Origin of the sequence: Catellatospora sp. TT07R-123 (assembly GCF_018327705.1) — a bacterium.
Taxonomy (GTDB): domain Bacteria; phylum Actinomycetota; class Actinomycetes; order Mycobacteriales; family Micromonosporaceae; genus Catellatospora.
Genome location: NZ_BNEM01000002.1, coordinates 2,050,620 through 2,076,399, shown reverse-complemented (window position 1 = coordinate 2,076,399; position 25,780 = coordinate 2,050,620). Strand labels below are relative to the sequence as shown.

Sequence of the window (25,780 nt, the reverse complement as noted above, 5' to 3'; positions counted from 1 at the left end):
TCGGGGCGGCATGCCGGATCGGCCGACAACGAAGCATGTCAGACCAGGTGAAAGGGGCTGCTAACCATCTGTTGTGGACGGTTCAGCCGGGCATGCCGCGCCGGAACCTGGCGGGCGCCGGAGCCTGCGCGGGGGTGGTGGGGGCGAGGGAGACCGTGATGCGGGCCCCGCCGAGGTCGCCCCGGTCCACGGTGACCGTGCCGCCCGCCTGGCGGGCCACGCGGCACACGATGTCCAGGCCGAGGCCGGTGGAGCCGCCGCCGCTGACCCCGCGCCGCAGGGCGGCCTCCGGGTCGGCGATCCCGGGGCCCGCGTCCTCGACGACCAGTTGCTGCCCGGTGACCCGCAGCCGGAAGCCGGTGCCCTGCGGGGTGTGCCGGAAGATGTTGCCGACCAGGGCGTCCACGGCGCCGATGACGTCGGCGCGGGGGACGGGCAGCCATACCGGGCCGTCGGCGCCGTGGACCTGCCAGGGGCGGCCGTGGTCCTCGGCGAGCACCGCCCAGAACGCGAGCCGGTCGGCGACCACGTCGACCAGGTCGGTCTCCTCCAGCGCGCGCTCGGCGGCGGTGCGGCGGGCGCTGGCGATGATGGCGTCGATCTCGGCGTCCAGCGCCTCCACGGCCTGGCGCATGCGGTCGCTGGCCGGGCCGGGCGGCAGCGCGTCGGTGTCCAGCCGCAGCGCGGTCAGCGGGGTGCGCAACCGGTGCGAGAGGTCGGCGGCGCGTTCGCGCTCGTCGTCGATGACGGCGGTGAGGCGGTCGGCCATGGCGTTGAACGCCTCGCCGACGTCGAGCAGGTCGGGCGGGCCGGCGGGCTCCACCCGCACCGTCAGATCGCCCGCGCCGATGGCGCGCGAGGCGGTGGCCAGCTCGCGGGCGGCCCGCACGACGCGGGCGCCGAGCCGGTCGGCGAGCACCACCGACGCGGCGACCAGCAGGGTCGCGAGCACCCCCATCGACCACCAGGCGGTGGCCACGCCGCGGGTCAGGTCACCGGCGGGCACGAACACCTCTACCACCGCGGTGCGCCCGCCGTCCAGCGCCGCGGGTTGCAGCAGCACCACCCCGCCGTCGACCTCGGTGGTGAGCGCCCCGCCGCGCGCGGCGACCAGCGACACGTCCTCGGGCCGGGCGTGGGTGGCGCCCAGCGGGGCGCCGTCGGGCAGGTGGACGGCCATCCGGTGCTGCGGCCCCGCGACGGTCGCGGCGACGGCGCGGGCCAGTTCGGCCCGGTCGGCGGCGACGGTCATCGCGGTGACCGCGGCGGCGGCCTGCTGCCGGGCGTCGATCAGCGCCCGGTCGGCGGCGATCTGCTTGGTCACCAGCGCCAGCGGCACCAGGAACGCCAGCGCCACCATCGAGGTCACCGCGAGCGTGCCGCGGGCCAGCACCGCCCTCACGACGGGGGCACCAGCATCACACCGACGCCGCGGATCGTACGCAGCATCCGCGGTTGCGCGGCGGTCTCGCCGAGCTTGCGCCGCAGCCAGGACAGGTGCACGTCGAGGGTCTGGTCGGCGCCGACGAACGGCTGCTGCCACACCTCGGTGAACAGCTCCCGCCGGGTCACCACCCGCCCGACCCGGGCGGCGAGGTAGGCCAGCACGTCGTACTCCTTGCGGGTCAGGGTGAGCGGGGTGCCGTGCAGCAGGACGGTGCGGGTGCGCTCGTCCAGGCGCAGCGGCCCGATCTCCACCACCGTGTCCGGGGTCTCGGAGCGCGGCTGGGTGCGCCGCAGCACCGCCGCCACCCGGGCGGTGACGTGCGCGGCGGAGAACGGCTTGGTCATGTAGTCGTCGGCGCCGGAGTTGAGCAGGCGGATCGCGTCGTGCTCGCTGCGGCGGGCGGTGGCGACGATGACGGGGACGCTGCTGACGGCGCGCATCATCCGCAGCGCGTCGGCGCCGTCCAGATCGGGCAGGCCGAGGTCGAGGATGACCAGGTCGGGGCGGTCACCGTGCTCCCCGGTGAGCGAGCGCAGTCCCTGCAGCGCGGTGCCGACGGTCAGTACGGCGTATCCGGCGACCGTCAGGGCGTTGCCGAGGGCGTCGCGAATGGCGGGGTCATCCTCCACGACGAGTACGAGGGGCATGGTGGGCACCGTAGCGGAAGCGGTTAGATAGCGGGATGGGTTCGCGGTGGCCGGTCGCAGTGCGCGCGACGCTGTACGTGTCCGGCTGGGCGGCCGCCACGACGGTGGCGGCGACGGTGGTGTGGATCGGGCTGCGCCCGGTGCTGGCCGCCGCCGTGCCGGAGCCGGTGCCGCTGTCCCTGGAGTCGGTGGCGGGACGGTCCCCGGCCGCGGAGCCGTCACGTCCGGCCGTGCCGCCTGTCGTGCCCCCGGCGCCGTCGCGTTCGCCGTCACCGCAGCCCTCCGTCTCGTCTGTCGGGTCCGCCCCGTCGTCGGGGCCGTCGCCGAGCCGCCGTCCCAACCCGCCCGCGTCCCCGAAGCCGTCGCCGTACGCGACGGTGGAGGGGTGGCAGGTGGTGCCGGAGAAGGACGGCTCGGTGTCGTACCTGCGCAGCTTCGCCACCGCCGGCGGCGACGCGGTGATCCGGATCGCCGCCGGGGCGGTGCACCTGGTCTCGGCCACGCCGCGCGGCACCTACCGGGTGGCGGTGTCGCAGACCGAGCCGAACCGGCTGGTGGTGCAGTTCTACGACACGGGCCGCCAGTTCCTCATCGACACGATGTGGTGGCAGGAGAAGCCGTGGGCGCAGGTCTCCGACATCTCGTGAGCCGCGGCGGACCGAGTCATGCGCCTGAGCTTCGGGCACCGCGGCGCGGGCGGGAAGCGGACTAAGCGCATCTTCGGCGCCGCTTCAGGATCTTTTGAGGTCAGCGCCGCGCGGACGGTCCCGGCGGCCCCGCGACGGCCCGGCGACCGTGCCGGGGCGGCACCGGGACGGCACCGCGCGCGACGGGCGGCACCGGGGCACATGCGAGAATGACGGCTGGCGGCCCGGCACCCCGGACGCCCCGGACGGCCATTCGAAGGAGAGATTCCGTGATCCGCACCCATACCGCCGGAAGTCTGCGTGCCGAGCACGCCGGACAGACCGTCACCCTCGCCGGGTGGGTGGCCCGGCGACGCGATCACGGCGGCGTGACCTTCATCGACCTGCGGGACGCCTCCGGCGTCGTGCAGATCGTGTTCCGCGACGAGGCCCAGGCCCACGCGCTGCGCAACGAGTACTGCGTGAAGGTGACCGGCACCGTCGGGCTGCGCCCGGCGGGCAACGAGAACCCGGAGCTGCCGACCGGCGCCGTCGAGGTGACCGTCACCGAGCTGACCGTGCTCAGCGAGGCCGCCCCGCTGCCGTTCCCGATCGACGACCACGTCACCGTCGGCGAGGAGGCGCGCCTGCGCCACCGCTACCTCGACCTGCGCCGCGGCAACCAGGCCAAGGCGATCCGGCTGCGCTCGCGCGCCAGCGCCATCGCCCGCGAGGTGCTCGGCGCGCGCGACTTCCTGGAGATCGAGACCCCGACGCTGACCCGGTCCACGCCCGAGGGCGCCCGCGACTTCCTGGTGCCGGTGCGCCTGCAGCCGGGCTCCTGGTACGCGCTGCCGCAGTCCCCGCAGCTGTTCAAGCAGCTGCTGATGGTGGCCGGCATGGAGCGCTACTACCAGATCGCGCGCTGCTACCGCGACGAGGACTTCCGCGCCGACCGGCAGCCCGAGTTCACCCAGCTCGACATCGAGATGTCGTTCGTGACCCAGGACGACATCATCGAGCTCGGCGAGGCGATCGTCGGCGCGCTGTGGAGCGAGCTGGCCGGATACGACATCCCGGCGCCGCTGCCGCGCATCACCTACCACGACGCGATGAACCGCTACGGCTCCGACAAGCCCGACCTGCGCTACGCGGTCGAGCTGACCGAGCTGACGAGCTACTTCGAGGGCACCGACTTCCGGGTCTTCCAGGCCGAGTACGTCGGCGCGGTGGTCATGCCCGGCGGTGCCGCGCAGACCCGCAAGGAGCTCGACGGCTGGCAGGACTGGGCCAAGGCGCGCGGCGCCAGGGGCCTGGCCTACGTGGTGCTCGACGCCGAGACCGGCGAGGCCCGCGGCCCCGTCGCCAAGAACCTGTCCGAGGCGCACCTGGCCGGCCTGGCCGACGCCGTCGGCGCCAAGCCCGGCGACGCGGTGTTCTTCGCCGCGGGCAGCCGCCGCCACTCGCAGGAGCTGCTCGGCGCGGCCCGCATCGAGATCGCCAAGCGGGCGAACCTGATCGACGAGTCGGCGTGGGCGTTCTGCTGGGTCGTCGACGCGCCGATGTTCGAGCCGGTCGACGTGCCCGGCGAGGGCGTCGTCGAGGGTGCCTGGACCGCGGTGCACCACCCGTTCACCTCGCCCAACGAGGACTGGATCGACAACTTCGAGTCCGCCCCGGACCAGGCGCTGGCGTACGCGTACGACATCGTCTGCAACGGCAACGAGATCGGCGGCGGCTCGATCCGTATCCACCGCGGTGACGTGCAGAAGCGGGTCTTCACCCTGCTCGGCATCACCGACGAGGAGGCCAAGGACAAGTTCGGCTTCCTGCTCGACGCCTTCCAGTACGGCCCGCCGCCGCACGGCGGCATCGCGCTGGGCTGGGACCGGGTCTGCATGCTGCTCGCCGGGGTCGACTCGATCCGCGACGTCATCGCGTTCCCGAAGTCCGGCGGCGGCTACGACCCGCTGACCGGCGCCCCCACGCCGATCACGGCGCAGCAGCGCCTGGAGGCGGGCGTGGACGGCAAGCCGAAGGCGCCGGGCGAGGCCAAGCCCAAGGCCGAGGCCGCCTCGGCATGAGGCTGCTGGTCACCGGGGGCTCTGGCTACACCGGTGGCCGCCTGGTCTCACTCGCCCGCGCGGCGGGCCACGACGTGACCGGCACCAGCCACTCCGCTCGCGCGGAGGGGCTGGTGCCGCTCGACGTCCGGGACCGGGCGGCCGTGGACCGGCTGCTGGACGAGCTGCGCCCGGACGCGGTCGTGCACACGGCGTACGTCCAGGGCGACTGGCACGTCACCGCCTCGGGCGCGGCCCACGTCGCCGCCGCGGCGGCCCGGACCGGGTCACGGCTGGTGCACGTCTCCTCCGACGCCGTGTACGGCGGCCGCCCGCAGCCCTACACCGAGGCCGACCCGCCCAGCCCCGTGTACCCGTACGGCGCCGCCAAGGCCGCCGCAGAGACGGTCGTGGCGCTCGTCCACCCCGGCGCGGCGATCGTGCGCACCTCGCTCATCGTCGGCGACGACGCGTCCAAGCAGCACCAGCTCGCGCTGGACTTCGCGCTCGGCCGCCGGACCGGCGTGCTCTTCACCGACCAGGTGCGCCAGCCGGTATCGGTGGACGACCTCGCCGCCGTGCTGCTGGAACTGGCGCTCGGGGACTTCCGCGGCGTGCTGCACGTGGCCGGGCCGACCCCGCTCACCCGGCACGAGCTCGGCGTGCTGATCGCGGCACGGCACGGCATCGCCGCCGACCTGGTCCCGGCCGGGCGCGGCGCCGACCTGCCCGCGGCCGGGCCGCAGGAGGTGCGGCTCGACCTCACCCTGGCCCGGACGGTGCTGCGGACCCGGCTGCGGCCACCGGACGAGGTGCTGGCCGTCTGATCGGCCCGTGTACGGCCTCGGCCCGCCCTTGTACTGTCTGCGCATGCCGTACCCCCTCGGTGACATCCTCGTCGCCCAGCCGGCACCGCCGCTGGGCGTCGTGACCAGCGCGGCCGTGATCGCGCTGCTGCTGGTCGTCTTCAACGCCTCCTGGCGGGTGGTCCGCAACGCGGTCACCATCGCGCACGAGGGCGGGCACGCGGCCGCCGCCGTGCTGACCGGGCGCCGCCTGCGCGGCATCCGGCTGCACTCGGACACGTCCGGGCTGACCATCATGCGCGGCAAGCCGACCGGGGTGGGCATGATGCTCACACTGCTCGCCGGGTACCTGTCCCCGGCGCTGGTCGGGCTGTTCGGGGCCTGGCTGCTGTCGCGCGGGCTGATCACGCTGCTGCTGTGGATCTGCATCGCGCTGCTGCTGGCGATGCTCGTCATGATCCGCAACTGGTTCGGGGGCGTGCTGATCCTGGTCACCGGGGCGGCGGTGTTCGCGGTGTCGTGGTACGCCCCGACGCAGTGGCAGGCGCTGTTCGCGTACACGGGGGTGTGGTTCCTGCTGGTGGGCGGCGTGCGGCCGGTCGTCGAGGTGCAGCTGCACCGGCGGCGCGGGACGGCCAGCCGGTCGGACCCGGACCAGCTCGCGTCACTGACCCGGCTGCCCGGCGGGGTGTGGGTGACGTTCTTCCTGCTGTGCACGATCGGCGCCCTGGCCTTCGGCGCCTGGCTGCTGGGGGTCCTGCCGGACCCGTCGACCTGGCACCTGCCCACGCGCTGACACCCGCTCCCCGCCCGCCCCGCCCCCACCCCGCGCTCCCGACACCGGCAGCACCCCACTCCGTTGATCATGAACTTATGGCAGGGTTCGGCGGCGTGTCGCCACCCTGGCATCGTGATCGATTCGGCTGGCGGGGTCTGAGGTGTGCGGGCGGCCCTGGGGTGATGGGGCAGATGTGAACGGTGGTCGCCTCGGTGTGATCACTGTTTTCGGTCAGAACCTGGGCTTGAGGGGCAGGCGATGACCGGAAGCGGCGATCTCCACGGGAAGATCGCTGTATGCGGCCGGAATGTGGCTGCCGGACGCCGCCGGATCGGCGTGAGCGGTCTCCGTGGCCGTTCCTCCATAGACGTTGGCCTATGACATCGACTCCGTCGAGATCGGACTCGATGTCATAGGCCAACGTCTATGAGAGAGCGGGGGGTGCGGCAGCGCTGGGTGGGAGGGTGGAGGGGCAGGTGGTGGTTGCCGCGAGTCGGGGTGCCCGGGGGCTGCGCCCGCCTGTCCGGGTCAGTCGGTGAGGCGGATGGAGCTGCGGGGGATGGCCTCGGTATAGCCGAGGCGCTGGTACAGCCGGATGGCGCCGGTGTTGTCGGACATCACACCCAGCGAGCACACCCCGAACTCGGCCAGCAGCAGCCGGGTCACCGCCGCGGTGAGCGCCGCGCCGTGCCCGCGGCCCTGCCGGTCGGCGGCCACGCCGATGCCCGCGAGGAAGCCGACGCCGTTGGCGCTGCGATCCCCGGCCACGGCGACGAGCCGGTCACCCTCGCTGATGCCGTACCAGCGCCGGATGCGGGTGTCGCTGGGGCGGCTGGTGCTGTGCGGCAGCGCCTCGTCGAGCACCGCGTCGACCGCCGGGTGCTCGGCCGGGTCCAGGGCCCGGACCGCCGCCTCGCCGGGAACGGGTGCCGGGTCGGTGACCGTCCACAGGAAGTCCCAGTCGTCCTGGATCACCACCGGCAGCCGCCGCGCGACCGCCTCGGCCGGGACCCGGGGCAGGTGCAGCCACCGGGTCTCGGCCAGCACGCCCGCGTCGGCGAGCTGCCGGAACACCTCGACGGCCCCGTCGGCGTCGCCGAAGGAGGCCGCGACCGGCCCCCACGGGCCGTCCGCGGTCCACACCAGCGCTCCGGCGTGCTCGTACCCGTGCACCTGCTCGCCGCCGACGGTGAGCCGGGCGTACGGGTGGTCGGCGAGCCGGTCGAGCAGCGCGGGGCGCCCGGTGAGAACGGGGTGCAGGGGCATGCCGTCACCCTAACCGGGCACATTCCGCTGCCGGTCACGGCCTGTGACGATCATTCACGAAGATCGGCTGAGGCGTCTGCCGGGAGCGTTGGGTATCGTCTGCGTGATGCATGACGAAGGGCTGTTCCCGTTGGAGCCCGCGCCACCGGCGCACCGGGGCGCCGCGCCGGGGTTCGAAGCACCTTCGGCCGACGCCCCCCTCGCCGTGCGCATGCGTCCGGCCAGCCTGGACGAGCTGGTCGGGCAGGAGCACCTGCTGGCGCCCGGGGCGCCGCTGCGCCGCCTGGTCGCCGGGGGCGCGCCCATGTCGGTGATCCTGTGGGGGCCGCCCGGCAGCGGCAAGACCACCATCGCGCACCTGGTCGCCGGGGCCGACGACCGCACCTTCGTGGCCATGTCCGCGCTGACCGCCGGGGTCAAGGAGGTGCGCGAGGTCATCGACACCGCGCGCCGGCGCCGCCGGTCCGGGGGCGCCCCGACGGTGCTGTTCATCGACGAGGTGCACCGCTTCACCAAGACCCAGCAGGACTCGCTGCTGGCGGCGGTCGAGGACCGGACCGTCACGCTGCTGGCGGCGACGACGGAGAACCCGTACTTCTCGGTGATCTCGCCGCTGCTGTCGCGGTGCGTGCTGCTGACCCTCAAGCCGCTGGGCGACGACGCGGTGCGGACCCTGGTCGGGCGCGCGCTCGCCGACGAGCGCGGGCTGGGCGGTGCCGTCACGCTGGCCGCCGAGGCGCAGGACCATCTGGTACGGCTGGCCGGCGGCGACGTGCGCAAGGCGCTGACCGCGCTGGAGGCGGCGGCCGGATCGGCACTGGCGCTGGCCGAGGACGGCACCGTGCCCGAGATCGACCTGGCCACCGCCGAGCGGGCCGTGGACACCGCCGCGCTGCGCTACGACCGCGCCGGGGATGCCCACTACGACGTGATCAGCGCGTTCATCAAGAGCATGCGCGGCTCGGACGTGGACGCCGCGGTGCACTACCTGGCCCGGATGCTGACCGCGGGCGAGGACCCGCGTTTCATCGCCCGCCGCCTGATCATCTTCGCGTCCGAGGACGTCGGCCTGGCCGACCCGACGGCGCTGACCGCCGCCACCAACGCCTCGTACGCCGTACAGCACGTGGGTCTGCCGGAGGCGCAGCTCAACCTGGCGCAGGCCGTGATCCACCTCGCCACCGCGCCCAAGTCCAACGCGGTCACCACGGCGATCTTCGCCGCGATCGCGGACGTGCGCGGCGGCAAGGCCGGGCCGGTGCCCGCGCACCTGCGCGACGCGCACTACGCCGGGTCGCGGGGGCTCGGCCACGGCATCGGCTACCGCTACCCGCACGACGACGCCCGAGGCGTGGTGGCGCAGCAGTACCCGCCCGACGAACTGGTCGGGGTCGACTACTACCGTCCGTCCGGACACGGCGCCGAGCGGCAGATCGCCGAGCGGCTGCCGAAGCTGCGCCACGCGGTGCGCGGCGGCGCGGCGAAGGCAGGAGAGGAAAGCCGATGAGCAGGTCACGCGACGACGCCACCGACGGTCGCGGCCGCAAGAAGGGCCGCGGCGAAGCCGAGGAGGTTTCGCAGGAGGAGACCGGGTGGCTCGACGACCTGCGCAGCGCCAAGCAGGGCAAGGACCAGTTCGACGACGGTGACTTCACCGACGGCGGCACCAACCGCTGGAACAAGCTGAGCGCGCTCAGCGACGACGCCCCGGCCCGCCCGAACGCGGCCGGGCCCGGCCGAGGCGCGCCCGAGGCGCCGGCCCGCCGCGGCCCCGCCGACGAGCCCACGGGCGGCGTCCGCCGCCGTGGTGAGGACGAGCCGACGGGTGGCGTCCGCCGTCGGGTCGAGGACGAGCCGCCGGGTGGCCGGCGGCGCGTGGAGGAGCCGCCGACCGGTGGCGTCCGCCGTCGCGAGGACGAGCCGACCGGTGGCGTCCGCCGTCGTGAGGATGAGCCGACGGGTGGCGTCCGCCGTCGGGTCGAGGACGAGCCTACGGGCGGTGTCCGCCGTCGCGAGGATGAGCCGACCGGTGGCATCCGCCGTCGGGTCGAGGACGAGCCTACGGGTGGCGTCCGTCGTCGTGAGGATGAGCCGACCGGTGGCGTCCGCCGTCGGACCGAGGACGATGCGGCCGGTGGCCGCCGCAGGGTCGAGGACGAGCCGCCGCTTGGCCGGCGGCGTGCCGAGGACGATCCGGCTGCCGGTCGGCGCCGGGTGGAGGAGCCGCCGCCGGGTGGCGTCCGCCGTCGTGAGGATGAGCCGACCGGTGGCGTTCGCCGTCGTGAGGATGAGCCGACGGGTGGCGTTCGCCGTCGTGAGGACGAGCCGACCGGTGGCGTTCGCCGCCGGGTCGAGGAGGAGCCGCCCGCCGGGCGCCGCCGCGCGGACGACGAGGCGGTCCCCGGACGCCGTCGCCCCGAGGACGAGCCGCGGCGCGGGTTCGGGGACGACCCCGTCCGCCGCGTGCCGCCCGGCCAGGCCGGTCCGGCCGAGCCGCCCGCCGGGCGCAGGCCCGAGCCCGCGCCGGTGCGCAAGCCCAGCAGCGAACCGCCGCTGGTGCGCCGCCGGGAGATCGACCTCACCGGTGACCTGCCCCGGATCACCAACACGCCGCCCGACGGCCCGCGTGGCGGCGTACGCCCGCCCGCGGACGGCCCGCGCGGTGCCGTGCCGCCCGGCTCGATGCCCGGTTCGCCCGTCGTGCGCGGCGGCCGCCCGGCCGAGCCGCGCGGCGACGCCGGCCGGCCGCCCGCGACCAGCCGGCCCGACCGCTCGGCCGCACCCGTGTCCCCGGCCCGCCCGCCGCGAGGCACCGCCGACCGCGGCCCCGCCGGTCCGGCCGGTCCCGGGGTCGGTGGCCCTGGCGGTCCCGGCGGTCCAGGTGTCGGCAGCCCAGGAGTCGGCGGTCCCGGCGTGGGCGGTCCCGGCGGTCCGGGTGGTCCCGGTGGCGTGGCCATGCCCGGCTTCGGCGGCCTGCCCGGCGAGGCGCTGGTGCCCGCGGGAGGTGCGCCCGGCGGCGGCAAGCGGCCGCCCGCGCAGCCGATCGCGGTGCGCCCGCCGGACCCGTCCGCCGTGGTCCCGCCCGGCGACCGGCGCCCCGGCTTCGCGGCCGGGGTCGAGGTCATCCGCGGTGCCCGCTCGGAGGTGCGCAAGCAGCTGCGCGAGCAGCAGCGGCTGCGGATGTGGACGCTGATCGCCCTGGTCGTGCTGGTCGTCGGCGCGCTGCCGTTCTACTTCGTGCTGCGCGCGGCCACCCGCGACCCGGTGCTGACCGCGCTGGACGCGCTCGAGGTGCCGTCGTGGGCGGTGATGTCGGGCAAGACCATCGACAACATCTCCGGCAGCCGCTGGTGCCTGATGGAGTGCCGCTACCGCGAGCGCTCGGTGCAGTCGGAGCGGGAGGACGCGGAGACGGCCAAGGCGTACGAGCAGGCGCTGACCGACGCGGGCTGGACCCGCTGGAAGGTGTCCAGCTGCGTGGCGGAGGGCACCGGCGTCTACTCGTGCTGGCGGCGTGACGAGTTCACCCTCGACCTGTGGGTGCGTCCGATCACCACCGAGCAGTGCACGGAGCTGCTGCGCAACCGGCCCACGGTCGGCCCGCTCGACCCGAGCGCGGCCCCCAGCGGGGCGGCGGAGCCGGACGCCTCGCCGAGTTCGTCGCTGCCGGCGGAGTGCCGGGGTTCGCAGGTCACGCTGAAGGTGGTCAACACCATCGCGGACGAGCGGATCGGGCACGAGAACGATCCGACCACCGATCCCGAGGGCGGCGAGGGCGAGGGCGACGGGGAGCCGGAACCGGACGCGTCGGACGCCCCGGCACCGACACCGTCGGCGAACTGAGGTGCATCTGCCGCGCCGCCCGTACGCGCGGGCGGTAGGGTCGCAGACGTCGGACTAACGGTGTTGGAGGCTTGGGGATGTCTGGAGGCGAGATCGCGGCGTTGATCGCGGCCGGCGCTTTCGCGATGCTGGTGCTGGTGCTGGCGGTGCCCATCCTGCGGCTGCGGCACACGGTCGACGCCGCGACGGTGACGTTGCGGCAGGTCAGCCAGAAGACGGGTCCGATCCTGGACAACGTCAACCTGACCGTCGACAACGTCAACACGGCGCTGGGCCAGGCGCAGGTGACCCTCGACGGGGTCAACGTGCAGCTGGCCAAGGTCGACGTGGTGACCCAGCACCTCGCGGCGACCACCGCGAACGTGTCGAACCTGGTCAGCGTCGTGAGCGCGACCGCGGCCAGCCCGCTGGTGAAGGCGGCCGCCTTCACGTACGGGGTGCGCCGGGCGAGTGCCGCGCGCAAGCAGGCCGACGAGGAGCGCTCGGTGCGCGACGAGCTCAAGGCGCGCAAGCGCACCCGGCGGGGCTGACATGTTCCGCAGGCTGTTGTGGCTGGGCGTCGGCATCGGCGTCGGCGTCGTGGTGGTGCGCATGGTGACCCGCCAGGCGAAGAAGTTCACCCCGGCCGGGCTGGTCGACACGGCGCAGGAGTCGCTGGGCGGCGTGGCGGGTTCGGTGCGCGGGTTCCTCGACGACGTGCGCGACGGGATGGTCGAGCGCGAGGACGAGATCCTCGCGGCCTTCAGCGACGGGGTGTCGCTGGAGCAGGTCGAGCTGCCGTGGGCGCGCGGGGTCGGCACGAGGTTCAACCAGTTCAAGCACGAGCTGGGCGAGCAGTACGGGCAGTAGGCACGGGCGGCGGCGCGGCCGCCGCAGCACGTCCGCCAGGGGCGCTTCCGCGATGTCGGGGGCGCCCTTCGCGGTGCACGGGGACGATGAGCCGGGACGACATGGGAAGTGGTGCGGAGATGGCGTGGACCCGGGGGGTTCGGCTGGGCGTGGACGTGGGCACGGTGCGGATCGGGGTCGCGGTGTGCGATCCGGACGGCATCCTGGCCACCCCGCTGGTGACGGTGGCACGCCGTCTAGAAACGGACGAATCTGTCATACCAGCTGATATGTTGGAGATCGCGCGCCTGGTGGCCGACCACGGCACGGTGGAGGTGGTGGTGGGGCTCCCGCTCAACCTCGCCGGAGTCGAGGGCCCGGCCGCCGTGCACGCCCGGGCATACGCCGACAGGCTGGCCGCGGTCATCGCGCCGGTGCCGGTGGTGCTCACCGACGAGAGGATGTCCACGGTCGCGGCGACCCGGCGGCTCTCCGACCGCGGCGTCAGGGGCAGGCGGCAGCGAGCTGTCGTCGACCAGGCTGCCGCGGTGGAGATCCTGCAGGGGTGGCTCGACCTGCAGCGAAGGCGAGCAGGATGATCGACGAACTGGACCTCGCGTTCGACGACGACCACAACGGGGACGGCACCCGGCAGGGGCGCCGCAAGCAGCGCAAGCGGCGGCGGCGCAGCCTGCGGCACACGCTGCTGGCGCTGGCCATGACGGTGCTGCTGCTGGTCGGCCTGGGTGCGGCGGGCTGGTTCGGATACAACAAGATCACTGACGCTTTCGTCACCCCCGACTACCGCACCGCCGCCCACGGCAGGGCGGTCGCCGTGCAGGTCAAGGCCGGGGACACCACGGCCGACATCGCGCGGTCGCTGAAAGAGGCCGACGTCGTCAAGAGCGAGAAGGCGTTCGTCGAGGCGGGGGCGCGCAACCCCGACGCGCTGCGCATCCAGCCCGGCCACTACACGCTGCGTACGCACCTGAGCGCCGACGACGCGCTGAAGATGATGCTCGACCCGAAGAACCGGGTGGTCAACGGTGTGACCATCCCCGAGGGGCTGAGCACCTTCCGCGTCTACGAGCTGCTGGAGCAGAAGACGAAGATCCCGGCGGAGAAGTTCGCCGAGGCGGCGAAGGACCCGATCGCGCTGGGCGTGCCGGACTGGTGGTTCACCCGCAGCGACAAGAAGAAGTATCCGCCGTCGATCGAGGGCTTCCTGTTCCCGGAGACCTACGACTTCGCGCCCGACGCCGACGCCGAGACCATCCTGCGCACGATGGTCAACACCTTCCTGACCGTCACCGGCGAGATCAACTACGCCGACCGGGTGCAGGCGGACCTCGGCGGGATCACGCCGTACGAGGCGCTGATCGTGGCGAGCCTGGCCCAGGCCGAGGCCGGCAACGCCGACGACCTCGGCAAGGTCGCCCGGGTGGCCTACAACCGGGTGTACAAGCGCACCGAGGACCTGACCTGCGCCTGCTTCCAGTTCGACGTGACGGTCAACTACGCCCGCGAGCTCAAGGGCAAGGATCCGAAGGCGTCCCGGGAGCTGAGCATCGAGGAGCTCAACGACCCGAAGAACCCGTACGGCCGCAACGCCGAAGGCATGATCCCCACCCCGATCAACAATCCGGGCAAGGCCGCCCTGGAGGGGGCCATGGATCCGCCGAAGGGCGACTGGTACTACTTCGTCGCGATCGACAAGGAGGGCCATTCGGCTTTCTCGAAGTCGTTCGAGCAGTTCTGCGAGGACAACGACAAGGCCGTGAAGAGCGGCGTCCTCAAGCACAGCTCGTGCTGACCCGGCTCCACGCCGTCGCAGCGCCAGCCGTCTCGTCCGAATTTGCGTAGAACGTACCTGCGGCCAGGGCATTTTCAGTCCGTGCGCATGGCGCTCCAAGAAAACTTCGCGTGTAACGTAGCCGCCGTTGGCGCACCCGTACACGAGAGGCGTTCAGATGACGGACGAGCTGTTCCTGTCGTTCGACGAACATCCTGACCGCGACCGGCGGCGTCGTCGGCACGCCGTCGACGACTCCCCCCGCGACCCGCGCCGCAAGAAGAAAAAGAAGAAGAAGCGCGGACGCGGCCGGTCCTGGATGGCGCTGCTGATGTCGGTCGTCCTGCTGGGCATCCTGGGCGGCGGAGCCTACCTCGGCTACGACAAGATCAAGTCGTACTTCGTCACCCCCGACTACGCCTCCGCGTCGAACTCGGCCGAGGTGACGATCGAGATCAAGCCCAAGTGGCTGGGCCTGGACATGGCCAAGGCGCTCAAGACCAAGGACGTCATCAAGAGCGAGCAGGCGTTCATCGAGGCCTGGGAGGCCAACCCGAAGGCCAAGGGCATCCAGCCCGGCTTCTACAAGCTGCGCGTGCAGCTGTCCGCGGCCGACGCGATCACGATGCTGCTCGACACGAAGAACCGCATCGTCAAGGGCATCACCATCCCTGAGGGCAAGATCAGCCTCGAGATCTTCGACCTGCTGTCCAAGGGCCTGGGCATCCCGGCCGCCGACTTCGTGACCGCGGCCAAGGACCCGGTCGCGCTGGGCGTGCCGGACTGGTGGTTCAACCGCAAGGACGGCAAGAAGTCGGCGCTGGGCACCAAGGGCGCCATCGACGGGTTCCTGTTCCCGGCGACGTACGAGTTCCCGCCGAACGTGACCGCCAAGAGCGCGCTCCAGATCATGGTGCAGAAGTTCCTCGACATCACCACGAAGATGGGCTTCGTCGACAAGGTCCAGGCAGACCGCGGCATCTCCCCGTACGAGGCGCTGATCGCCGCGTCGATCGCCCAGGCCGAGTCGGTGAACATGGGTGACATGGCCCCGGTCGCCCGGGTGCTCTACAACCGGGTCTACACCGACAAGTTCCCGTGCAACTGCCTGCAGATCGACAGCGCGGTGAACTACTGGCTGCGCCTGTCGGGCAAGCTGCCGAAGGACTCCAACGACATCGTGGCCTCCGAGCAGCACAACCGGAAGGACCCGTACAACACCTTCGACTTCTCCGGCATGCCGCTCGGCCCGATCAGCAATCCGGGTGAAATCGCCATCAAGGGTGCGATGGATCCGCCGAAGAACAGCTACATGTACTTCATGACGATCGACCAGAAGGGCACCATGGGCTGGGCGACCACCTGGCAGCAGCACCTGACCAACATCAGCAAGGCGTGCCAGAACGGTGTGCTGTCGGGCGGGTCGTGCCACCAGTGATCCAGCACCGGGCCGCCGTGCTCGGTAAGCCGGTCGGCCACTCGCTGTCGCCCGTCCTGCACAACGCGGGATATGCGGCGGCGGGGCTGACCGGCTGGTCGTACACGGCGATCGAGTGCGCTGAGGCCGAGCTGCCCGACCTGGTGTCGGGCCTCGGCCCGGAGTGGGCCGGGCTGTCGCTGACCATGCCGCTCAAGGAGGTCGGCCTGACCGTGGCGACCGAGGTGCGGCCGGTGGCCGCCGCCCTGGGCGTCACGAACACCCTGGTCCGGCTGCCCGGCGGCGGCTGGCGGGCCGACAACACCGACGTGCCCGGCATGGTCGCCTCGCTGCGTGAAGCCGGGGTCGACGCCGTCGCGGAGGTCGCCGTGCTCGGCGCGGGCGGCACCGCCCGCGCGGCCGTCGCGGCGGCCGCCCAGCTCGGCGCGGACCGGGTCGTCGTGTACGCCCGCCGCCCCGAGGCGGTCGACGAGTTGCGCCCGGTCGCCGAGCGGCTCGGCGTCGCGCTGGCCGGCGCGGGCTGGGACCGCGCCGAAGAGTGCGCGTCCGCCGACGTGGTCATCTCGACCGTGCCCAAGGGCGTCGCCGACGGCCTCGACGTGCCGTGGCGCGCCAGCACGGTGCTGTTCGACGCGCTCTACCACCCGTGGCCGACGCCGCTGGCCGCCACGGCGCAGCGGGCCGGCTGCGGCATCGTCTCCGGCCTCGACCTGCTCTGGGCCCAGGCGCTGGGTCAGTTCGAGCAGTTCACCGGCGTCGCCGCCCCGGCCGCGCCGATGCGCGAGGCCCTACTGGCCGCCTGGCGGTCCCGCACCTGACCTCCGGCGGTCCCGCACTGACCTGTTGCGCGCGGTTCACACGTGTGGTGGTGTGGCCACACCACCACACGTGTGAACCGCAGCGGCCTGGTGTCGCCGCCGCGGCCGGGCCGCGTGACAACGGGGCGGCCGGGCGCCGCTTGTCCGATGGGGACACCACGTTCGGGTGAGCCTGGGTAGCCTGTGCCAGTCGACGACACCAGGGGCGTCGGCCGGACCCTCGGCTCAGCAGCCCCGGCCGGAGCCGGAGAGGCACTGCGATGAGCGAGGACCTGTTCGCCGAGATCCAGGCGGAGCAGCAGCGGCGGCGGCCGATCCGCAGTCACCGCTCCGGACGGTCGGGCCGCCGCCCGGAACGCTCCCGCTCCGGTCGCGGCAGGTCGAAGCTGGCCCTGCTGCTGGCGCTGGTCCTGCTGGCGGGCCTGGGCGTGGGCGGCTGGATCGGATACACCAAGGTGCGGGACCTGTTCGCGGTGCCCGACTACGCCACCGAGGCGCAGTCGGCCGAGGTCACCGTCGAGATCAAGGAAGGCTCCTCGGGCGGTGACATGGCCCGCGCGCTGAAGGCCGCCGACGTGGTCAAGAGCGAGCAGGCGTTCCTCGACGCCTGGGAGCGCAACCCGAGCGCGATGACCATCGGTCCCGGCGTCTACAAGCTGCACGCGCACCTCAGCGGCACCGACGCGGTGCTGGCGCTGCTGGACAAGGCCAACCGGGTCGTCAACGGCATCCTCATCACCGAGGGCATGGTCACCGTCGAGATCTTCGCGCTGCTGTCGAAGCAGCTCGGCATCCCGAAGGCCGACTTCGTCGCCGCCGCGAAGGACCCGGTCGCGCTGGGCGTGCCCGCCGAGTGGTTCGAGCGGCAGGACAAGCGGCCGTCGGCGCTGAAGACCGCCGGTGCGCTGGAGGGGTTCCTGTTCCCGGCGCGCTACGAGTTCCCGCCCAACGTCACCGCCCGCGACGCGCTGCGGCTGATGGTGAAGAAGTTCCTGGAGGTCGCCGACCGGCTCGACTTCGTGGACCGGGTGCACGAGGAGCGGCGGATCTCGCCGTACGAGGCGCTGATCGCGGCGTCGGTCGCCCAGGCCGAGTCGGCGTTCGAGAAGGACATGGGCCGGGTCGCGCGGGTGCTCTACAACCGGGTCTACGCGGGCAAGTACTCGGTGTGCCACTGCCTCGGCGTCGACAGCGCCATCAACTACTGGCTGAAGCTGCAGGGCAAGGACCCGAAGAACTCGAACAAGATCAAGCAGAGCGAGATCAGGGACAAGCACAACCCGTACAACACCTACATCGTGGACGGGATGCCGCTCGGGCCGATCAGCAACCCGGGGGAGACGGCGCTCAAGGGCGCGATGGACCCGCCCAAGACCGAGGAGATCTTCTTCATCACCGTCGACCAGCAGGGCACCATGGGGTACGCCGTCGACGACGCGGGCTTCCGGGCGATCCTGAAGCAGTCCTGCGCCAACCACGTGCTCACCACGAGCGCGAACTGCGGCTGACGGCGGCGAGAAGTCTCGCCGTGTTGTCCGGTAGGTCACCCGGGCGCCGCTGGCGCGCCGCCCGGGTCGCCTGGACTCACCTCGACATGCAGCCCGCCTGTGGAGGTGCAAGAGAATGGACCGCCGGGAACTGTTCGCGGCCGGGGCGCTCGGCGCGGCGGTGGCCGCCCCCGCGCTGATCGGGGTGCCCGCCTGGGCCGACGACGACGACCGTCCGCGCCCGTCGTCGCGCCGCCCGCTCGTGGTCGGCCACCGCGGCGCCAGCGGCTACCGGCCCGAGCACACGCTCGCCTCGTACGAGCTGGCCGCCCGCATGGGTGCCGACTTCATCGAGCCCGACCTGGTCAGCACCGCCGACGGTGTGCTGGTGGCCCGGCACGAGAACGAGATCTCCGGCACCACCGACGTCGCGTCGCGCCCGGAGTTCACCGCCCGCCGCACCACCAAGACCGTCGACGGGCTCAGCGTCACCGGCTGGTTCACCGAGGACTTCACCCTGGCCGAGCTGAAGACGCTGCGCGCGGTCGAGCGGCTGCCCGCGGTGCGCCAGCGCAACACGGTCTACAACGGCCTGTTCGAGGTGCCGACCTTCACGGAGGTCCTGGAGCTGCGCGAGCGCCTGTCGCGCGAGCTGCGCCGCGAGATCGGCGTCTACCCGGAGACCAAGCACCCGACGTACTTCGCCGGGATCGGGCTGGCGCTGGAGGGCCCGCTGGTGGCGGCGCTGCGCCGGCACGGGCTGGACCGCCGCGACGCGCCGGTGTTCGTGCAGTCGTTCGAGGCGGCCAACCTGCGCCGCCTGCGCAGCGAGTTCCGGGTCAAGGCGCCGCTGGTGTTCCTGGCCGGGGCGGGCACCCCGTTCAACGACCCGCGCCCGTACGCCGACTACCTGTCCCCGGCGGGCCTGGCTGAGCTGGCCACGTTCGTGCAGGGCATCGGGCCGGAGAAGACGATGGTGATCGCGCGGCTGGCCGACGGGTCGCTGGGCGCGCCCACCCCGCTGATCGCCGACGCGCACCAGGCCGGGCTGAAGGTGCACCCGTACACGTTCCGGGCCGAGAACCAGTTCCTGCCGGTGAACCTGCGCAACGGCACCGTCCCCACCGAGTACGGCCGCCTGCTGGACGAGCTGGCCGCCTACATCGCGGCCGGGGTCGACGGCTTCTTCACCGACAACGCCGACCTCGGCGTGCTGGCCCGCTCGCTGGCCGCCTGATCCCGAACAGCAGAGGCACCCGCCGCGCGACCTGCGCGGCGGGTGCCTTTTCGCATGCCCGCCGACCGGGCCGGGCGCCGGACACGTTGCGCTCAGACACGTTGCTGTCACCGCTTCCCCGCTGACAGGCCGGGTGCCGGCTTGGCACGCTGTTGCCACTGAACGGCGCCACGCGCGGTCGCCGGGGCAGTGCGGTTCCTCCGTGCGGCGCTCGCCGCAGGGATCTTCCACCGGTGTCGCATCAGGGCGCCCACGCCGCGGACGTGGGCGCTCCGGTGCCGCCTGCTCGCCAACGTATGTCCTATGTGGATCGATCATCGATTGAGGAGAACGTCATGAGACCAGCGTTCCGACATGTGGCGCCGGTGCGCGCCGCACTGCGGATCGCCGTCAGCGCCGTCACCACCGTGGCGGTGCTCGCCCTGGCTCCGGCGGTTTCGTCGCCGGCTGCTGCGGCGGCGCTGACGACCCAGCGCACGGATTCGATCCGGGGCACGGCGGTCGGCGCCGCGCCCCGGCCCAAGGACCTGTCGCAGGGCACCGCGGTGCGCGTGCTGAAGCCGGCGGCGTGGCCCGCCGCGGCGACCGCGACGGTGGACCTGGCGCAGGGCCGCGGCCGGGCGGCCGGGCTGCCGGTCGAGCTGCGCGTGCCCGCCAAGGCGGACGCGAAGGCGGCCAAGGTGGGCAAGGCGCAGGTCAGCGTGGTGGACCGGGCCAAGGTCCCGGCCCCGCTGCGCGACGCGATGGTGCTGCGGGTCGGCCGGGCCGACGGGGTGTCCACCCCGGGCCGGGCCACGGTCAGCGTGGACTACACCGGGTTCGCCGGGAAGTACGGCGCGGGCTGGTCGTCGCGGCTGCGGCTGTACGCCCTGCCCGACTGCTCGGTCACCACGCCGGACGCGCCCGGCTGCGCGCCGGTGCCGCTGGCCTCGGTCAACGACGCCAAGACCGGCACGGTGACCGCCGACGCCACGGTGCGCAGCGCCGCCGCGGGCGGCACGATGCTGGCCCTGGCGGCCGGGTCGAGCGGCAGCGACGGCGACTACGGCGCGACCAACCTGCAGGCGTCGTCGAGCTGGTCGGCGGGCGGCAGCACCGGTGACTTCTCGTGGACGTACCCGTTGCGCAGCCCGCCGTCGCTGGGCGGCCCGAAGCCCTCGATGTCGCTGGCCTACTCCTCGTCGGCGGTCGACGGCCGCAGCGAGACCAGCAACAACCAGCCGACCTGGGTCGGTGAGGGCTTCGACTACTGGCCCGGCTACGTCGAGCGCCGGTACAAGCCGTGCGCCAGCGACAAGGGGTCGGGTGCCAACAACACCACCGACAGCGGCGACCAGTGCTGGGGCACCGACAACGCGGTCATCTCCCTCAACGGCCGCTCCAACGAGCTGATCAGGGACGACGCGGCCGGCACCTGGCGGCTGAAGAACGACGACGGCTCCAAGGTGGAGCGGCTGAACAACACGGTCAACGGCGACAACGACAACGAGTACTGGAAGGTCACCACGCCCGACGGCAACCAGTACTTCTTCGGCCTCAACCGGCTGCCCGGATACACCGGCACCGCCCCGGCGAACAAGACCACCGGCTCGGTCTGGACGGCGCCGGTGGCGGGCAACCACACCGGTGAGCCGTGCCACGCCAGCGGTTTCGTCGCGTCGTTCTGCAACCAGGCCTGGCGCTGGAACCTCGACTACGTGGTGGACCTGCACGGCAACTCCATGTCGCTGTTCTACGCGTCCGAGACCAACAAGTACGGCCGCAACCTGAGCAGCAGCGACGTCGTCAGCTACGTGCGCGGCGGCACGCTGGACCACATCGACTACGGCACCGACCGGCGTTCGGGCACCGACACCGAGAACACCTCGACCGCGGCGCCGATGCGCATCGCGTTCGGCACGGCCGACCGGTGCCTGTCCTCGTGCGCCACGCACGACCAGGCGCACTGGCCGGATGTGCCGTGGGACCTGGAGTGCACCGGCACCTCCTGCGCCAACAAGTACTCGCCGACGTTCTGGAGCACCAAGCGCCTGGCGTCGGTGACGGCGAAGGTCTGGGACGCGGCCGGGGCGCAGTACCGCGACGTGGAGTCGTGGACCCTGACCCACAACTTCCCGGACCCCGGCGACGGCACCCGCGCGGGCCTGTGGCTGGAGTCCGTGGCGCACACCGGCCTGGCGGCGGGTTCGGCCGTCTCCGGCGGCAGCGTGTCCATGCCGGACGTCAACTTCGACTGGATCCAGCTGCCCAACCGCGTCGACACGGCCACCGACGGCAAGCCGGCGATGAACTGGATGCGGATGGGCACCATCTGGACCGACACCGGCGGCAAGGTCGACATCCGGTACACGGGTCCGGACTGCGTCGCGGGCTCGCACATGCCGGCCTCGCCGCAGACCAACACCATGCGCTGCTACCCGGTGCTGGAGGAGCAGCCGGACAAGTCGATCAAGACGGAGTACTTCCACAAGTACCTGGTCACCTCGGTCACCCAGGCCGACCTGGTCGGCGGCAGCCCGGACGTGGTCACCAGCTACGAGTACGTGGGCGGCGCCGCCTGGCGGCACACCGACGACGACGGGCTGACCAAGGACAACCTGCGCACCTGGTCGGACTTCCGCGGCTACAGCCAGGTCAACACCCGGGTCGGCGACCCCGGCTCGGGCATCGAGTCGCTGTCGGAGAGCATCTTCTTCCGCGGCATGCACGACGACCTGAACGGCTCCGGCAGCAAGCGCTCGGTGACCCTGCCCGCGCTGGACCTCAACGGCGACGGCGACACCACCGACACCGCCGACGCTTCGGCCGTCAACGACGAGGACCGCTTCAGCGGCATGGTCCGCCTGTCGACCGTGTACGACGGCACGGAGGCGCAGCCGGTCAGCGCGACGGCCTCGCAGCCCTGGCAGGGTGCGGTGACCGCGTCGCGGAACATGGGCCAGACCACCGCGACCGCGCGGGCCACCGGCATGACGGCCACCTGGTCGGCGATCAAGGTCGCCGCGGGCGGCTGGCGGGTGACCCGGCAGAACACCGTCATGGACGGGTACGGCATGGTGACCCAGCTGGAGGACCTCGGCGACGTCGCGGTCACCGGGGACGAGAAGTGCACCAAGACCACCTACAACCGCAGCACCGGCCTCAACCTGCTCAGCCTCGCCGGGCAGACCGAGATCTACGCGCTGACCTGCGACAAGAACCCGCAGTCGGAGGCCGACGTCATCCAGCTCACCCGGGCGAGCTTCGACGGGCAGGCCTACGGCAGCGCGCCGACCAAGGGTGAGACCACCCGGACCGAGCGGGCCAAGAGCTGGACGTCGGCGGGCGGCCCGGTGTGGCTGATCGTCGCCACCGAGGCGTTCGACGCGTACGGCCGGGGCGTGGACGCCACCGACGCGCGCGGCAACCACACGCTGACCGCGTACACCCCGGCCAGTGGCGGTCCGGTCACCCGGATCACCACCACCAACCCCAACACCTGGTCCAGCTACCAGGACCTGGAGCCGGCCTGGGGCAGCGTGACGGCGAAGGTCGACGTCAACAGCAGGCGCACCGACATCAGCTACGACGCGCTCGGGCGCATCACGCAGGTGTGGCTGCCCAACCACCTCAAGGCGACCTACCCCGCCCAGCCGAGCTCGCAGTTCGCCTACCTCGTGCGCAACTCGGGCGGGCCGACCGCGGTCACCACGCAGAAGCTCAACGCCGCCAGCGCCTACGTGAACACGTACGCGCTGTTCGACGGGCTGCTGCGGCCGCGGCAGAGCCAGTCGCCGTCGCAGGCGGCCGGCAACGTCGGGACCATCTTCAGCGAGACCAAGTACGACGCGCTCGGCCGGGAGTCGGTGGTCAGCACCCACTTCGACGCCTCCGTCCAGCCGTCGACGACCCTGTTCACCATCCTGGACTGGCAGCCGAAGACCCTGACGCTCAAGCAGTACGACCGGGCCGACCGGGCCGTCGTGGAGATCATGAAGTCGGCGGGCGCGGAGATCTCGCGCACCACGACGACGTACGGCGGCGACCGGGTGTCCGTCGTGCCGCCGGCCGGGGGCACCGCCCTCACCCGGCTCACCGACGCCGCCGGGCACACCGTCGAGCAGCGGGAATACCACGACCCCGCCGACGTCGGCAGCGGCACCCGCGCGCTGTACGACCTGACCACCTACCACTACAACGGCAAGGGCCAGAAGGACTCCGTCACCGACAACGCGAACACGACCTGGTCCTACCAGTTCGACCTGCTCGGCCGGCAGACCGGCATGCACGACCCGGACAAGGGCGACTCCAGCGCGGAGTTCAACGACGCCGGCGACCTGCTGTCGACCACCGACTCGCGCGGCGCCAAGCTGGCGTACTCCTACGACAACCTGGGCCGTAAGACCGCCGAGTTCGTCGGCTCGACCTCCGGGACCAAGCTCGCGAGCTGGGCGTACGACCCGGCGGGCGGCAAGGGCCAGCTGGCCTCGGCCAGCCGCTGGACGGGCACCGACGAGTACAAGGTCAAGGTGCGCGGCTACACGCCGACGTACCAGTCCACCGGTGAGGACTTCGTGATCCCGGCGTCGCAGACCGGCCTGGCCGGGACGTACACGATCACGCGGACGTACAAGGTGGACGGTTCGCCGGCCGCGGTCACGTACCCGAACGTGGGCAGCCTGGGCGCCGAGACGGTGACCTACACCTACGACCCGGTGACGGGCCTGGCCGAGCAGCTCCAGACCAACGTGCCCGGCTTCGGCCAGTACGTCGCCAACACCGACTACACCGCCTACGGCGAGCTGAGCTTCACGCAGTACCAGCTCACCGGCGGCAGCTGGGTGCAGCGCAGCTTCACCTACGACGACGCCACCCGGCGGCTGACCCGGGCCCAGACGGTCCGCCAGACGGCACCGCAGGCGGTCGCGGACGTGAACTACGCCTTCGACGCCTTCGGCAACATCACGAAGATCGCCGACCAGTCGACGGCCGACACGCAGTGCTTCGCCTACGACGGGGCGCAGCGGGTCACCGACGCCTGGACGCCGTCCTCGGGGTCGTGCACCGACGCCAAGTCGGCGGCGGCGCTGGGCGGCCCGGCGGCGTACTGGCAGTCCTGGACGTTCGACGCGGTCGGCGACCGCAAGACGCAGACGCTGCACGCCTCGGCGGGCGACACCACCGCCACCTACACCTACCCGGCCACGGCGGCGCAGCCGCACGCGGTGGGCAGTGTCGCCACCACGGGGCCGGGCGTCAACCGGACCGACAGCTACGGCTACGACAGCACCGGCAACACCACGTCCCGCCCCGGCCAGACGCTGGCCTGGGACGAGGAGGGCCGGCTGAACCGGGTCAGCGCCGCCGGGACCGGCACCGAGATCGCGTCCTACCTGTACACGGCCGACGGCGCGCGGCTGATCGCGTCCGACGCCACCACCACCACGCTGTACCTGCCCGACCACGAGGTGCGGCGCAACAAGTCCACCGGCACCGTCACCGCCACCCGCTACTACAGCTGGGGCGGGCAGGCGATCGCCTCGGTCAGCACCGGTGCTCCGCTGACCTGGCTCGTCTCCGACAACCAGGGCACCCAGCAGATCGCGATCGCCTCGGGCAACCAGGCGGTCACCCAGCGGCGGCAGGACCCGTACGGCAACGCGCGGGGCGCCAACCCGGCCTGGCCCAACAGCAAGGGCTTCGTCGGCGGCGAGGTCGACCCGACCGGCCTGACCCACCTGGGCGCCCGCGAGTACGACAGCACCCTGGGCCGGTTCATCAGCGTCGACCCGGTGTTCGACTTCGCGGTCACGCAGAGCTGGACCGGCTACGGCTACGCGGGCAACAGCCCGGTGACGCAGTCCGACCCCAGCGGTCTGTGCTGGCTGTGCGACGTCGGCAAGGAGACGTTCGCCCGCGCCTGGATCGCCGGGGTCGAGACGATCGGCCACCCGGTGGCCAACGCCATGAACAAGATCGACAACTTCGGCCAGAAGGTGGCTCCGGTCATCGACGGGGTGACCGAGGTCCTGGGCGGCCCGGCCGACCTGGCCTGGGACGCCGTGCAGCAGACCAACACCGCCGTCATGGGCACGCCCAGCGACCCGTCCGCCTTCCGGCTGGGCTGGGAGTGGGCGACCGGCAACGGGCCGAAGGACCGCACGCTGACCGACGACAACCGCTTCACCCAGACGCTGCAGCAGCACCAGCACGTCCAGGCGACGCGGCAGCTCATCGCCGACCGGATCAACAGCGGAGATCTCAAGGCAGGCCAGTCCGACACCAACAAGTACAGCCTGGCCGACCCGGCCTCGGAGGCGCTCAACAAGCTGGTCAGCGACTTCACCAGCAACTCGTCGGCGGCCTTCCTCGGGTCGTACCAGCTCAAGTACACGGTGAAGGCGGTCGACGAGCAGGCGGGCACCGCCACCGTCGAGTTCGAGGTCACCAACAACAGCACCATCAACTCGGCCACCCACACCAGCCCGGTGCTCGGCGGCTACGGACCCTGGTGGCGCAAGCGGATCGAACCGGAGCTCAACGAGAACTTCGGCGAGACCGGCCCCGGCTCCAAGAAGACCCAGACGATCCGCTGGACGGAGACGATCAGCCTGAAGAACCCCAAGCCCCCGGCTCCGGCACCGTCGCCGGTGGACTACATCTCCCGCATGTTCCGCAACAGGTGGATCTGGTTCATGTAAGCCCCGTCCACCCATAAGCTGTCG

General features: G+C 72.5%; 18 protein-coding genes. 15 read left to right on the top strand and 3 right to left on the bottom strand.

Translation table 11 applies throughout. The features are described 5' to 3' along the window. Positions 1–82: 82 nt before the first annotated feature. Together Cs7R123_RS29280 and Cs7R123_RS29275 are read right to left on the bottom strand one after the other, a co-directional pair. Complete coding sequence (locus Cs7R123_RS29280) at positions 83–1,402, bottom strand: ATP-binding protein (RefSeq protein WP_244872214.1); 1,320 nt, start codon at positions 1,400–1,402, stop codon at positions 83–85. After that, on the bottom strand, positions 1,399–2,094 hold the full coding sequence (locus Cs7R123_RS29275; RefSeq protein ID WP_212831174.1) for a response regulator transcription factor: 696 nt from the start codon (positions 2,092–2,094) through the stop codon (positions 1,399–1,401). The genes Cs7R123_RS29280 and Cs7R123_RS29275 overlap by 4 nt, the downstream gene beginning before the upstream one ends. A gap of 59 nt (positions 2,095–2,153) precedes the next feature. Between Cs7R123_RS29275 and Cs7R123_RS29270 the strand changes: the two genes are divergently transcribed. From Cs7R123_RS29270 to Cs7R123_RS29255, 4 genes are all read left to right on the top strand, one after another. Next, positions 2,154–2,741, top strand: coding sequence for a hypothetical protein (locus tag Cs7R123_RS29270; RefSeq protein WP_212831172.1), 588 nt, complete (start codon positions 2,154–2,156; stop codon positions 2,739–2,741). A 269-nt stretch (positions 2,742–3,010) separates the two neighbouring features. Then, the gene (aspS, locus tag Cs7R123_RS29265; RefSeq protein ID WP_212831170.1) at positions 3,011–4,804 is read left to right on the top strand and encodes an aspartate--tRNA ligase; all 1,794 of its coding nucleotides are present in this window, start codon (positions 3,011–3,013) and stop codon (positions 4,802–4,804) included. Continuing rightward, a complete protein-coding gene (locus tag Cs7R123_RS29260; protein WP_212831168.1) occupies positions 4,801–5,610 on the top strand; it encodes a sugar nucleotide-binding protein in 810 nt (269 codons plus the stop codon). Before aspS ends, Cs7R123_RS29260 begins: the two co-directional genes overlap by 4 nt. Positions 5,611–5,653: 43 nt before the next feature. Then, entirely contained in the window at positions 5,654–6,385 is a 732-nt protein-coding gene (locus Cs7R123_RS29255) for a M50 family metallopeptidase (protein WP_212831167.1), read from the top strand. A gap of 510 nt (positions 6,386–6,895) precedes the next feature. On the opposite strand, the gene Cs7R123_RS29250 is transcribed toward Cs7R123_RS29255, so the two are convergent. Beyond that, the gene (locus Cs7R123_RS29250; RefSeq protein ID WP_212831165.1) at positions 6,896–7,633 is read right to left on the bottom strand and encodes a GNAT family N-acetyltransferase; all 738 of its coding nucleotides are present in this window, start codon (positions 7,631–7,633) and stop codon (positions 6,896–6,898) included. Between the two features lie 106 nt (positions 7,634–7,739). On the opposite strand from Cs7R123_RS29250, the gene Cs7R123_RS29245 reads away from it, so the two are divergent. The 11 genes from Cs7R123_RS29245 (at position 7,740) to Cs7R123_RS29195 (ending at position 25,756) form a co-directional block, all read left to right on the top strand. Further along, entirely contained in the window at positions 7,740–9,140 is a 1,401-nt protein-coding gene (locus Cs7R123_RS29245; RefSeq protein WP_212831157.1) for a replication-associated recombination protein A, read from the top strand. After that, complete coding sequence (locus tag Cs7R123_RS29240) at positions 9,137–11,476, top strand: hypothetical protein (RefSeq protein WP_212831155.1); 2,340 nt, start codon at positions 9,137–9,139, stop codon at positions 11,474–11,476. The genes Cs7R123_RS29245 and Cs7R123_RS29240 overlap by 4 nt, the downstream gene beginning before the upstream one ends. A gap of 77 nt (positions 11,477–11,553) precedes the next feature. Beyond that, complete coding sequence (locus Cs7R123_RS29235) at positions 11,554–12,006, top strand: DUF948 domain-containing protein (RefSeq protein WP_212831153.1); 453 nt, start codon at positions 11,554–11,556, stop codon at positions 12,004–12,006. 1 nt (position 12,007) lies between these two features. Next, entirely contained in the window at positions 12,008–12,325 is a 318-nt protein-coding gene (locus Cs7R123_RS29230; RefSeq protein ID WP_212831152.1) for a hypothetical protein, read from the top strand. A 119-nt stretch (positions 12,326–12,444) separates the two neighbouring features. Further along, positions 12,445–12,903, top strand: coding sequence for a Holliday junction resolvase RuvX (gene ruvX / locus Cs7R123_RS29225; protein ID WP_212831150.1), 459 nt, complete (start codon positions 12,445–12,447; stop codon positions 12,901–12,903). Then, entirely contained in the window at positions 12,900–14,117 is a 1,218-nt protein-coding gene (gene mltG / locus Cs7R123_RS29220; RefSeq protein WP_212831148.1) for an endolytic transglycosylase MltG, read from the top strand. Before ruvX ends, mltG (Cs7R123_RS29220) begins: the two co-directional genes overlap by 4 nt. A 157-nt stretch (positions 14,118–14,274) precedes the next feature. Then, a complete protein-coding gene (mltG, locus tag Cs7R123_RS29215) occupies positions 14,275–15,534 on the top strand; it encodes an endolytic transglycosylase MltG (RefSeq protein ID WP_212831146.1) in 1,260 nt (419 codons plus the stop codon). After that, positions 15,534–16,352 carry a shikimate dehydrogenase gene (locus Cs7R123_RS29210; protein WP_244872480.1) on the top strand — a complete coding sequence of 273 codons (819 nt, stop codon included), beginning with the start codon at positions 15,534–15,536 and terminating at the stop codon, positions 16,350–16,352. The genes mltG (Cs7R123_RS29215) and Cs7R123_RS29210 overlap by 1 nt, the downstream gene beginning before the upstream one ends. A 260-nt stretch (positions 16,353–16,612) precedes the next feature. Then, on the top strand, positions 16,613–17,860 hold the full coding sequence (gene mltG / locus Cs7R123_RS29205) for an endolytic transglycosylase MltG (RefSeq protein WP_212831144.1): 1,248 nt from the start codon (positions 16,613–16,615) through the stop codon (positions 17,858–17,860). Between the two features lie 115 nt (positions 17,861–17,975). Beyond that, positions 17,976–19,076 carry a glycerophosphodiester phosphodiesterase gene (locus Cs7R123_RS29200; protein WP_212831142.1) on the top strand — a complete coding sequence of 367 codons (1,101 nt, stop codon included), beginning with the start codon at positions 17,976–17,978 and terminating at the stop codon, positions 19,074–19,076. Positions 19,077–19,411: 335 nt separating this feature from the next. After that, positions 19,412–25,756, top strand: a complete 6,345-nt coding sequence (locus Cs7R123_RS29195; RefSeq protein WP_212831140.1) for an RHS repeat domain-containing protein — start codon at positions 19,412–19,414, stop codon at positions 25,754–25,756. Positions 25,757–25,780 lie beyond the last annotated feature (24 nt).